The organism is Mucilaginibacter gotjawali, from assembly GCF_002355435.1.
Lineage (GTDB): Bacteria > Bacteroidota > Bacteroidia > Sphingobacteriales > Sphingobacteriaceae > Mucilaginibacter > Mucilaginibacter gotjawali.
The window spans coordinates 2,116,597-2,129,216 of record NZ_AP017313.1 but is presented as its reverse complement, the minus strand read 5'-3'; the positions used below and the strand labels follow the sequence as shown (position 1 = coordinate 2,129,216).

The 12,620-nt window shown below is 41.5% G+C and carries 7 protein-coding genes; 3 read left to right on the top strand and 4 right to left on the bottom strand.

Annotated elements, in window-relative coordinates:
- The first annotated feature begins 124 nt into the window (after positions 1-124).
- Entirely contained in the window at positions 125-985 is an 861-nt protein-coding gene (locus MgSA37_RS09725) for a universal stress protein (RefSeq protein WP_096351544.1), read from the top strand.
- 32 nt (positions 986-1,017) lie between these two features.
- Entirely contained in the window at positions 1,018-2,328 is a 1,311-nt protein-coding gene (hemA, locus tag MgSA37_RS09720; protein WP_197706114.1) for a glutamyl-tRNA reductase, read from the top strand.
- A 30-nt stretch (positions 2,329-2,358) separates the two neighbouring features.
- On the opposite strand, the gene mgtA is transcribed toward hemA, so the two are convergent.
- Positions 2,359-4,911 carry a magnesium-translocating P-type ATPase gene (mgtA, locus tag MgSA37_RS09715; protein ID WP_096351541.1) on the bottom strand — a complete coding sequence of 851 codons (2,553 nt, stop codon included), beginning with the start codon at positions 4,909-4,911 and terminating at the stop codon, positions 2,359-2,361.
- A gap of 185 nt (positions 4,912-5,096) precedes the next feature.
- Here mgtA and MgSA37_RS09710 point away from each other — a divergent pair, with 185 nt between their 5' ends.
- Entirely contained in the window at positions 5,097-6,167 is a 1,071-nt protein-coding gene (locus MgSA37_RS09710) for an AI-2E family transporter (RefSeq protein ID WP_096351539.1), read from the top strand.
- 61 nt (positions 6,168-6,228) lie between these two features.
- On the opposite strand, the gene MgSA37_RS09705 is transcribed toward MgSA37_RS09710, so the two are convergent.
- From MgSA37_RS09705 to MgSA37_RS09695, 3 genes are all read right to left on the bottom strand, one after another.
- The gene (locus MgSA37_RS09705; protein ID WP_232010831.1) at positions 6,229-8,790 is read right to left on the bottom strand and encodes a cation-translocating P-type ATPase; all 2,562 of its coding nucleotides are present in this window, start codon (positions 8,788-8,790) and stop codon (positions 6,229-6,231) included.
- A gap of 449 nt (positions 8,791-9,239) precedes the next feature.
- A complete protein-coding gene (locus tag MgSA37_RS09700; protein WP_096351538.1) occupies positions 9,240-10,565 on the bottom strand; it encodes a vanadium-dependent haloperoxidase in 1,326 nt (441 codons plus the stop codon).
- A gap of 20 nt (positions 10,566-10,585) precedes the next feature.
- Positions 10,586-12,619, bottom strand: coding sequence for a glycosyl hydrolase family 95 catalytic domain-containing protein (locus MgSA37_RS09695; protein WP_096351536.1), 2,034 nt, complete (start codon positions 12,617-12,619; stop codon positions 10,586-10,588).
- Between the last annotated feature and the right edge of the window lies 1 nt (position 12,620).

Genomic DNA, 12,620 nt, shown 5'->3' with positions numbered 1-12,620 from the left:
AACATAAAATAATGATATTACTCACTCTAAAGTGTGATTCTTAACTTTTTATATGTGATGCTGATCATTCTTTAATCCGCCCGGTATTTTAAAATTTACATATTATTTAAATTGACGACCCGATATGAAATCCATCCTTGTTCTAACAGACTTTTCCGACAACTCAGAAAACGCCGCGGAATTGGGTGTTAAGCTTTGCGCAAAACTTAACACCAACCTGCTATTGTTTAATACTTATGTTACCAATTCAGCCGAGGCCTATGTAGCTGAGCCATGGGTTGCGGAAGACATTTTTTGGGGAGATGATGACAGTAAGGATAATTTAAATAAACTCGCCACCGCCCTTAAGACCGATGTTGAAAAACTAGGGTCCGAAGACCATAAACCTGTCATTTACTGCGATAATGGGGAAGGCAAGCTCGGTATTATCATTCCCGGTATTATACAGAAGCATCATGTTGAAATGATCCTGATGGGTGCCCGGGCATTTAATCCGGACGATGATGGTTTGTTCGGAAGCGATCTGAATTCGACCATCCAAAAGTCAAGTCGCCCCGTTTTAGTCGTTCCCTCAAAAATAAACCTTGAGGAATTAAAAAAAGTGGTATTTGCGACAGATTTTGATGAATCAGATATGCTGGCCATACACTATCTTGCCAAACTCAGCAAATTATTAAATTTCGAGCTTGAAATCATTCACATCATCCACCCGGATAAATCCGGAAAAGAAAAAAGCCAGAAAGAGATAGAACTTGAGGAACAAGTTTCGAGATTAAAATACCCGAGTGTCACCTATCATGATATAAAAGGAAATGATGTTGCTGAAAATATATTGCGTATTTATAAAGAAAGCGGTGCAGGTTTGTTGGCTATGATACACCACCAGCACTCATTTATTATGCGGATGCTTCACCAAAGCACCACAAAAAAACTGCTGGATAACCAGGAAGTACCTTTGATGATTTTCCCTTCAAAAATGAAATGAGTTACAAAAAGTGATAAATATCACAAAACATCATGATGCTTATCAAGGTGTGGCCGATGTATTTGGCGAATCTTTACACCGGAATAATTACTATTGAAAAAATAATGGATCATACATCTCAGGCAGATATTTCAAAATTCTTTATTGCAGGCATCAATTATAAAAAAACAGATGCTGCTATCAGGGGGATGTTTGCGATCAACAATGACCAATATGCCAATATCCTGACGATTGCGCCTGAATCCGGACTTCATTCATTTTTTATTATTTCAACCTGTAACAGAACCGAGATCTATGGCTTCGCGGATAACGTTGGCCAACTGATTAATTTACTTTGCACCCAAACTACCGGCGATAGCGAAACATTTAACCGCCTGGCTTACATAAAAAATGGCGCGGACGCTGTTGAGCATTTATTTGAAGTTGGCGCGGGCTTAGATTCGCAAATACTGGGTGATTACGAAATTACCGGGCAATTGAAGCAATCCATTAAATTTGCAAAAGGGTATAACTTTATCAATTGCTTTTTAGAGCGACTGGTCAACAGCGTTTTTCAATCCTCAAAAATGATCAGGAATGAAACTGCTTTAAGCAGCGGCACAGTGTCGGTGTCATATGCCGCCGTGGAATATATTAAGGAGAACATTAACTTATGTGCAGGGCGAAAAATACTGGTTATCGGAATAGGCAAAATTGGCCGCAATACCTGTAAAAACCTGGTTGATTATTTAGGAACAACAAATATCACACTCATCAACCGTTCGGAAGAGAAGGCAGCCGAACTGGCAGCCGAATTAGGTTTAGCCTATGCCCCGATTGAAGACCTGGCGGCTGAAATTAAAAACGCCGACGTGATACTGGTTGCTGCCAATGCTGCAGAGCCCATTGTTTTAAAATCGCACCTTGAAGGCAAAAACACCAAATTGGTTGTGGACCTTTCCATCCCATATAATGTAGAAGCTTCGGCCGGCGAATTACCAAATGTCTCCCTTGTGAACGTCGACGCGCTATCAAAGATCAACGATAACACCCTGATGAAACGCAGGGCCGAGATACCAAAAGTAAAATGCATTATAGCACAAAACATGGCTGGCTTTATGGATTGGTATATGATGCGCAAAAATGCACCTGCGCTTCATGCCATAAAATCAAAGCTGGTGTACCTGTATATGCAGCACTTTTCGGATATAAAAGGCGATGCCGACAAATGCCCGGTGATGGCAGCTGAAAAAAAGATCCAGAAAGTAATTAATGGAATAGCCGGTAAAATGCGTGAGGAAAAACAACATGGCTGTAACTACATTGAAGCCATTAACGATTTTATTGTTTCCGTCAACAATTGATAATAATCTACGCCTTATCGCGGCTTCAAATCACTTAAACAAGTGAATCTTGCTCAACATTTTCCGGTAAAATAGTCTTTTGGCAAATTCGGCCGATAAAAGATACGCGGTTACGATCAGCACCATTAAGCCATAATATTTTAAAGGGAGTTGCGTAAAGCCAAACCAATTGGCCATAGGCGTAAAGGGGATGGCAATAACGAACACAAAAACAAGGACGGTTGCGATGGATAGATATTTACCGGGCAGGCTTTTAAGGAAAGAGAGCCTTGTACGTACCACCAGTACGATTAATATAGCCGAGATAACCGATTCTACAAACCAACCTGTTTGAAATTCCTTTTCTTTTGCATGCATCACTAACAATAACACGCCAAAGGTAAGGTAATCAAATACCGAACTTAACAGGCCGAAGATGATCATAAAGCGCTTTATAAAACCAAGATCCCAGCGTTGGGGCGTTTGAATATTGATGGCATCTACCCTATCGGTAGCAATCGCCATTTCCGGGAAATCGGTCAACAGGTTGGTTAGCAGAATTTGTTTTGGCAACAAAGGTAAAAAGGGTAAAAACAACGATGCCCCTGCCATGCTGAACATATTGCCAAAGTTGGCACTGGTAGCCATAAAAATGTATTTCATGGTATTAGTGAAGGTTTTACGGCCTTCAATGATGCCCTCGTACAAAACATCCAGGTCCTGGTCAAGCAAAACAATGTCTGCAGCCTCCTTGGCTACATCAACGGCGGTGTTTACCGAGATCCCAACATCCGCGGTGTGCAGCGCCGGAGCGTCGTTAATGCCATCCCCCATAAAACCAACCACATTGCCTGCTCTTTTTAGCATAACGATGATCCGTTCTTTTTGATTTGGCTCCACTTCGGCAAAAATATCCGTCAGCACACACTGATGGGCCAAAGCTGCAGTGCTCATTTTTTGCATTTGCGAGCCCGTAAGTATTTTAGGATCTGAAAGCCCTACCTGCCCTGCCAGACTTCTAGCTACCAGGGCATTATCGCCGGTAATTAGTTTCAATTTTACGCCAAGATCGGTTAGTTTGGCAATAGTTTGCTGCACATCTTTTTTGGGCGGATCAAACAGGGTAACGAAACCCAGGAAGATCATACCGGCTTCATCATCCTTCACAAAATTATGCTCAGCTGTAGCCGGTTTATAGGCGACACCCAGCGTTCGATACCCTTCGTTGCTTGATTGCTCATATTGTTTCAGGATCTGGGCTTTTTTATCAGCTATTTTTATAATTTGGCCGGAGGCGGTTTCAACCCTGTCGCAGATCGCCAGCATATTGTTTACTGCTCCTTTAGTGATCGCCAGGTTTTCTGTGGTATTTTTTATTTGAATGGTTAACCTTTTCCGGATAAAATCATAAGGTATTTCAGCCTGTACTGTATAGGTGCTTTTATTATCTTTCAGGTTTGCAGCTATAGCATCATCAATCGGGTTATGGAATCCCTGCTGAAGGGATGCGTTGAGCCAGGCGTACTTCAATATTTTATCGCTGTGGTTGCCATCAATATCAATCGTATCCTTCAGTTTAACTTTCCCTTCGGTTATTGTTCCCGTTTTATCGGAACAAAGGATGTTCATGCTGCCGAAGTTTTCGATTGAGGAAAGCCGCTTTACGATTACCTGCTTGGCTGCCATCCGTTTTGCGCCGGTTGACAGGTTAACACTAATAATAGCTGGTAATAATTGCGGCGTCAGCCCCACTGCCAGCGCCAGCGAAAACATAAAAGAATCAAGCGGAGGTTTATGCAGCAGTACGTTAATGCCAAAAATGATGATCACCAGGATAAGTGTTATCTCCATCAGCAAATAGCCAAATCTGCGAATGCCTCTTTCAAAATCAGTCTCAGGCGTTTTTAGTTGCAAGGCTGCTGATATTTTTCCAAACTCAGTTTGTTTCCCGGTTTTCACGACGAGCGCCTTGGCTTTCCCGCTGATGACATGGGCGCCCATAAAAAGCGAATTGGTTCTTTTGGAGATCGGGATATTGGCCTCCAAAACACCGGCACTTTTTTCAACCGGGTAGGTTTCGCCTGTAAACGCGGCTTCATCAATAAACAACTCCTGCGATTCAAGGATCAAACTATCGCCGGGAATGATGTCGCCAGCGTTCAGGATAACAATGTCTCCCGGTACAACATTCTCAACGGGAATTTCTTTTTCTTCGCTATCTCTAAAAACAGTACAATGAAGCTGTACCATTTTAAGTAACTCATTAACTGCATTGGCGGCCCCTCTTTCCTGTAAAAAGCTCAATACACTGCTAATGGCCACAATAATCAAAATGATTATGGCGTCAGTAACATCTTTTAATCCGATAGATAAAAACGCGGCGACGATCAGCAATAAAGTAACCGGGCTTTTAAACTGCGATAAAAATAACAGGATTGCCGAAGTATTTGTATTGGCCTTTAAGGTATTAGGGCCATATTGTTTTAAACGTTGAGTGGCTTCACTGGCATTTAGGCCATTTTGGCTGCATGATAATTTCTTTGTTGCCTCATCGCTGTTTAAATGCCAGAAAGTGTCAAGTCCGGGGGTATTTTGATCGTCCAATTTGTCGGAATTTTATTGATAAGAATTGGATTAAAGATAGTTATTTAAAATTGACGGATGAAACAGGCTATTAATAACAAACCATAAAAAGTGATAAGAATCAGTATTTCACAGCCACAGGGTCATTCATAATTCAAATGAGAACTGCTATAATTGTTACTCCCGATCACCTTTAAACACAAATTATGGCGTCATCAAATCAACACCAGGCTTCCATTTCAAACGCCTTAAAATGGATTCAGGCCGTTTTCTTTGTTACCTTGATCCTGTATTTTGGTAAGGTATTGTTCGTGCCCTTATTATTCGGCCTTTTGATAGCGCTGATTACATTTCCTATTTGCAAAAAAATGGAAAAATGGGGCATGCCTCGCAGCCTGTCAATTGCTTGTTTATTAACGTCCATCATTCTGCTTTTTATTGCTTTAGGCTGGTTATTGGGCTTAGAGATCAACATTTTTTTAAGTGACTTCCCCCTGATTTCTAAACGTTTGTCAGAATTATCTCCTGACCTGGGAAAATGGGTAGAAGAAACCTTTCACATCAGCCCTCCCGCCCAGTCTGAATGGCTTCATAAAATGTCTCTTAACCTTGATGATGATGTTACCGGGTTCCTGAAAGGGTTATTAAATACTACTATTTCCACATTGATTATGTTGGTCATGATTCCCATCTATGCAGCGCTATTCTTATACCATAGGGAAACTTTTGTCCGCGTTATTGCGCTCATTGTTGGCGACAAGTACAGAGGCCAGTTGGAGCAAATTTTGCATGAAAGCGTTATTTCCTATTTTAAATTTATAAAGGGTAATTTCTATGTTTATTCAATTGTAGCCGCGCTTAATTGTATCGGACTGTTTGCTTTAGGCATCAGGAATGCACTGTTATATGGGATACTAACCTCTTTTATGATGGTAATTCCCTATATCGGAATATTCGTTAGTGCTGCAATTCCTGTTTCAATTGCGCTTGTTACCAAGGACTCCATATGGTATCCGGTTGGTGTAGTTTTGATATTTGTATTTATTCAATACCTGGAATCTAATGTCATTTTTCCATGGGTAGTAGGTAATCAACTTAATTTAAGTACCTGGGCAACGCTGGTGGCTATTATTGCTGCTACCTTATTATGGGGTATTGCGGGTATGGTTTTAGTGTCACCCTTTTTGGCAATATTGAAGATAATTACAGATCATGTTCCGGCGATGAAGCCCCTTAACATTCTGTTAAACCGATCAGAGGGATACCACGCGAAATAATTTTCACGCTGTTTAATAACTTTTAAATCTTCAACTAATGGATATATTAAGACAAGGCATCCTATTTTTCTGCCTGGCGTCTCCTCTTAATAAATTTTACAATTTCATACCAAACAACAGACAAACAACCGATGCCGATTCCAATGCCTATTTGCTGAACAGAGGGTGCCTTGAATCCAAAAAATATGGCTAAAGGCCTCACATATAGCAGCGCGCCTGTTATAGCAACGGTTATGCTGATGATCAGCAATACCAGGTTGTTTTTGTACCTGATAGTTGTAAACAGCGAATAGTAAAATGACCTGTTCACCAGCGTGAGGAAAACATTCGCGGCTATCAATGTTGTAAACACCATTGTCCGGGTTATTTGTTCATTATATCCATTATATACAGCGTATTGATAAACAGCTAAAGTGCCGCAGGTAATCATTAACCCCTGGATAATGCTTGTGGTAAGCTCTTTCCAATTAAAAAAAGTAACAGAAAACGGCCGGGGCTTTTGAACCATTGTGTTTTTCTCCATGGGCTCGTTTTCGTAGATAATAGAGCAGGTTGGCCCCATCACCAGTTCCAAAAAAATGATATGTACAGGAGAAAAAATATTAGGATAAATCCAGCCAAGGGCTAATGGCAGAAAAACCGTTAGCACAATGGGTATGTGAATAGAAATGATATACTGTATAGCTTTTTTGAGGTTGGTATAAATGCGCCGGCCCATCGCTATGGCGTCCACCATTTTCGACAGGTCGTCTTCCATTAATATTAAAGAAGCCGCTTCCTTGGCAATTTCAGTACCTCTTTTTCCCATCGCAATACCAATGTGCGCTGCTTTTAAAGCAGGTCCATCATTTACGCCATCACCGGTCATGGCTACAATTTTGTTATTCGCTTTAAAAGCATTGATGATCCTCAATTTAGCCTCCGGAAACATTCGCGAGAAGATATCTGAATCCTCAACTTTTCTCTGCACTTCCCGGTCGCTCAACTTCATTAACTCTTCGCCGGTTATGCATTTCTCATAACCTTTAAAGCCAATCTGTTTAGCAATTGACATTGTGGTTGCCGCATTATCACCTGTTACTATTTTAACAGTGATTCCCGCGTTATAAAAATCCTGCAATACCGCTCCAATATTCTTTTTCGGCGGATCGTAAAAAGCCACTAATCCTTTAAACACAAAGCGAAACTCCTGCTGTGTAGCAGGAAAAGCATTCCCCGGAAAATCGGCCTCACCCACGGCGAGTATCCGGTAGCCATCTGCTGTCAATGTTTTTATAACAGATTCTATTTTGTTTTTTTCATCATCATTCAGGCCGCTGATTTTTAGTAAAGCCTCCGGCGCCCCTTTCGCAGCTATAATACGCTTGCCTTTGTACTCAAATAAATGAGTCATCATCGGCGGCCGGCCCCCTATTGGATATTCATGGATCATTTTGTAATGCGGCCTTTCATCAGCTATGCCAAGTTTGGAATAGGCCCTGTGTAACGCTATCTCCATCGGATCAAACGGAATGGGCTCACTTGCCCACATCGCCATCCTGATCATCGCCTTTTCATTGTCATTCAAGGCGCCTGCAGCATCGGTGATTTTGGAGCCCGGAACAAAAATTTTGGCAAGGCTCATTTCATTCTCGGTTAATGTCCCGGTTTTATCAGTACAGATAACCGAGGCGCTTCCAAGTGTCTCAACCGTCTTCATTTGTTTTACAACAACGCCCATTTTCATCAACCGCCATGCGCCCAATGCCATAAAAGTTGAAAAGGCTACCGGAATTTCTTCGGGCAATATGCTCATGGCAAGAGTGAGGGCTTTAATTAAGCTGTCCGTTAGGTTATAGGAATGAAAATAATTTAAAACCCACACAATAACGAAAACCAGGGCACCGGCAATCACCATCTTTTTAACAAAATTATTGATCTGCATCTCCAAAGGCGTAGGTTCTTCGTTGATCGCTTCAAGGCTTTTGCCTATTTTCCCTAAGCGGGTTTCGTTCCCGATAGCGGTGATACTGGCGATGGCCAGTCCACTGGATACCGTAGTGCCCTGAAAGATGACATTATTTTCGGAATCGCGATCTTTATAAACTGAAAAAGATTCGCCGGTAAGTATTGCTTCATTTACGGAAAAATCGTTGGAGTGAATGATCGTACCATCGGCCGTAATAGATTTTCCCTCTTCAACGACAAGGTCGTCGCCCACAACCAGCTCTTCGCTGGTTATCTCAATCGTTTTACCGTTCCTGATAACTTTGCAATGCGGCTGGGTAAAATTCTTAAGTTTTTCTAAGGCATTCCGGCTCCTTGAATCCTGAAATAATGAGATTGCAGATACAAGTACGACAGATGAAGCAAGAAAGATGCCATCGGCTGCGTTGCCGCTTATAAAGTAGATGCCGGAGGTAACCAACAGTAATATAACCATCGGTTCACTGGCAAGCGTTTTAATAGCTTTAAAAAAAGTATTCTCTTTTTTGTACGAAAGACTGTTAGATCCGTACTGTTCCCTTGACCTGGCAACCTGATCATCAGACAACCCTTGAATATTGAAATTATTTACAGGCATAGCAGTGTTATCATAGCTATTGGAGATCTGTCCCCCGGCATACCCCGGCCATAATACCACAAATTTCGGCTAACAGGATGAAGCATATTGTGACGAATGTCAGCACAAATAGTGACTTTCATCAATAGCATTTATTTAAGCTAACAGGCAGCCGGATATTTATTGTTTTAAACTCCTTTAAATAAAAAAAGGTAGCCGTATGAGGCGGCTACCTGTCAAACCAATTATATTATACTCAATCTACAACATTAAGGTATTTGAGATATATAAATATACAACTTGTTAAACATGCAGAACCGACTGCGCGAAATGCTCCTGTCTTTTATAATGAAAATTTAAAAAAAACAGGGGTTTTTATATTTCAAATAATTAATATTCAAGTATTTAAAAAAAAAATAACCAACGATTATATATGATTTTTTTACCTAACTAAGTTAATTTATCGTTTTTTTAAGAAGTTACCAGACTTAGAATTACTTTTTTATAAGTTTAATTATCTCTCTTAAAATTTATTTTTTCATTTTTAGCAGTTTGACAACAATATCGCCCACTTCTTTTCCGTATTCATGCGATACCACGCATGAATTATAATAATGGATTCCTCCGTAAAACCTTCCCCAAATATTTTCGTTGGCGGCATCCCTGAAAGATTTATAAGAACGGCTTTTGATCCCAAATTCAAGTTCCGATGTATCTGTGTAAGCTACATGATCACCCAAAACGCTTGAAAGCGCTTCGGCTGCAGCGCCTGAGTTAGTACAATGTCCACAGGTATATTCAGGGAACGGGGGGGTTTGCAAATGCGGGCGCCAGCTTGGGTCAAAATATTTATTGATCACGGTTTCTGGCCTTACGGTTTTAAAAGCATATTTTTCCGTCCAGCATTGGATAAAACCATCAAAAATAGCAATACTTGTTTTTGCATACGCGCACACGGTGGTGTTAAAATCGGCCTTTGCTTTTTCAGCGCCAATCCCTACAATGCTCATCCAATGCCCGGGTGGCGAAAACTTCTTGGTGATAAACATCACATGGCCGGATACATTCAATTTTCCGGGGTTATCGTCCCAAAATTCAGCGATATGGGTTTGATCAGGTGTTAGATGCTCGGTGGTGGTTTTTATATACATTACCTCATGGTAATACTTACTGCTTGTATCTTTTATGTTAAATGCAGGCGGCAGCGCTACAGCAATAGGCGGTACTTGATTAATTACCATTGGCCTTATTTCATTCCAATGCGGTTCAACTGCTTCGCTATATGCCGGTGGCGTAGGCACCCATCTTCCCGCCGAATCGTTTATGGCAAATTTTGATTCACTCCTGGTTTTCAAATAATTATCCTTTTTACTCCATTTCATTATAGCTGCTGAAACCAATTTCGCATAATCTTCAGAATTTCCAATCATCTCAGCCGGCATTCCATGCGCCACAGCAAGCTGGTGCAGGCTATCTGTGTAATATTTAAGACTACCCTCCGGAAAAGTAACTGCTTCGCCTACTTTACAAAAAGCCAATAGCGCAGCATATTCATAATCAATCTGTTTTCCTTTAAAAGGTTTTGGGACCGTTTTCAATCCATTCAATTGCCCTGCCAGCGATTGATAATGTGCGGAATCACCTGCAGCAACAACCTCGTAGGCTGCAACATTGGCATATGCATAATTTCTTGATGCGACAACCGGGGAAAAATTATTACCCATAACCACACCATTTAGCTCATGTACTGTAGCGCTATAAAGTGCAGGGTTATTAAATATTTTCTGATAGTCGGGGTTTTTACAAGAAGCAAAAAACAGGGCTATAGCCAGGATAGAAAACAATAAACGGTTCATATTAAATAGTTTAAAATTGATCATTTTATCACATAAGTCTTTTTATCGGGACCTACGCCGGTAATAGTTAACGATTTCCAATTAGATGGCAATTTGCTTTTGATTTGCATTATTCCTTCAGGGGTAATGTCAAGTCCTCCAAAACCCATCAGCAAACTCTGAATTATGCCTCCGGCGCCTGTTGCAAAATAAGGATTCGTTCCACCCTTAGTCTCAGCAATCACCCTGAAAGGCGGATTCAAATTTGGTTCATAGGCGTCTTTAAAAAAATGATAGGCTTTATCGCCATTGCCCAGCCGTGCATAAAGCAGTGTAAATATCCCCTGGGTCATGGCCGGTGTGCCTTCGTTTGGCACGCGGGTTTCATAGTACTCCAGGTCTTTTTTTACCTGCATATTATCTGTTATGGTTTTTAAAGGATAGGCCAGCAGGTTTACGTCAGCTTGCTTAATGCCTTCGCCGTTATAGCTAGCAAACTCCCTTGTTACACCATTTGCCATTTTCAAAATGGGAATATTTTGAGCAACCAAATCCCAATCCGGATCAGCCTTTACACCTAAGACTTTAGCAGCTGCGGTTGCAGCCTTCAAATTAGCGATTGCAGCAGCGTTGGTGTACGCGTTATTGTCTACATTTTCGGCCCATTCATCTGCCGCAACAACGTCTTTAATATCATAATGTCCTGTGCCGTTTCGCTCAACTCTGCTTGCCCAAAAATCAGCAGTGGCTGATAAAATAGGCCATCCTTTTTCCTGCAGCCATTGTTTATCCTGCGTAACACAGTAATAATTCCATGCGGCGAGGGCGACATCGGCAGTTATGTGGTGCTCAAACGGACCGCTCAAAGCCCACACAGGTGTTTCTTCTAACCCACTATCCGCACTTTCCCATGGGAACATGGCCCCTTGATATCCGTGGGAGAATGCATTTTGTTTGGCAGCACCCAGGCGCTGAAAACGGTAGTCAACCAATGATTTCGCAATCTCGGGATGTAATACCAGCAAAGCCGGGTACATCCACAAATCGGCATCCCAAAAAACGTGACCGTTATAACCTAAGCCTGAAAGCCCCATGGGCGATGGCGAATAAGCGGTTCCGGCCCGCGAAAAAGAGTACAAATGGTACAACATGCTGTGTACATCCTGCTGCGCCTGCGCATCCCCTTCAGTTTTTATATCACTTTTCCATAGGTCCGCCCAGGCATTTTTATGAAACTGGATCAACCGGTCGCTACCTTCCAGTTTGGCAAACATGGTTAAACGCTCGGCCTGGTTCAATGGGTCAGCATCGTGGGCCGATGTTATGGAGGAACCTGCTACGCCATACCTATAGGTTTCGCCGGCTGCTATTACTTTACTGAATTTCATCAGGTGCATATTGTTATCCCACATTTCGTGAATCACCCTTGGCTCCTGCCCATGCGGTTCGTTAAACAAAAATGTATTTGAGGCACATAATTGTAATTTTCCGGTTGGGCTTTTGGCTGTAGAAGTTAATAAACTGATGGTTACATGCGGCCTGTCAATTTCATTATAATAATTTTGAACATCCTTTAAAGCGTCGGGCGCTTCCATTACGCTTGCTGCGGTAATGGTTATCGGTTTTTTAGCAGTAATAGCAATATCCATCAACACGGTAAAGGGCAATTGCCTCAAAGAGTAGTAGGTATATTTTACCAATGCTTCATCGCCATAATCAAATGTGGCAGTAAAGGCAGCGCTTTGCATATCCAATTGCTGCTTAAAGTTCCTGATATTACCTGCATCTATCCGTTTACCGTTTATTTCCAGGTACATGTTCAGCAGGTTAAAACTGTTTAAAAAATTGCTGACCCTCCCCCTTCCATACAAGTCATAAGCTCCGGCCAAAACAACATTTTTAACTTTGAAAGGCTCCGGTGATGACACGATGCCGATCATACCGTTTACCACCGTTATTCCGTAATAATTGGCCGGATCAATTTTATCAGCTTTTATTACCCATTCATCCTGGGCATTTGCCGAAGTTGAAAAAAGCAAGGTAATTACAATTATTATCGTATGTAATCTATTCATA

Bases quoted from the DNA above. Each gene is read 5' to 3' on its own strand.
- MgSA37_RS09725 (WP_096351544.1), top strand. From the start codon at position 125: ATGAAATCCATCCTTGTTCTAACAGACTTTTCCGACAACTCAGAAAAC.
- hemA (WP_197706114.1), top strand. From the start codon at position 1,018: ATGATGCTTATCAAGGTGTGGCCGATGTATTTGGCGAATCTTTACACC.
- MgSA37_RS09710 (WP_096351539.1), top strand. From the start codon at position 5,097: ATGGCGTCATCAAATCAACACCAGGCTTCCATTTCAAACGCCTTAAAA.
- MgSA37_RS09700 (WP_096351538.1), bottom strand. From the start codon at position 10,565: ATGAACCGTTTATTGTTTTCTATCCTGGCTATAGCCCTGTTTTTTGCT.
- MgSA37_RS09695 (WP_096351536.1), bottom strand. From the start codon at position 12,619: ATGAATAGATTACATACGATAATAATTGTAATTACCTTGCTTTTTTCA.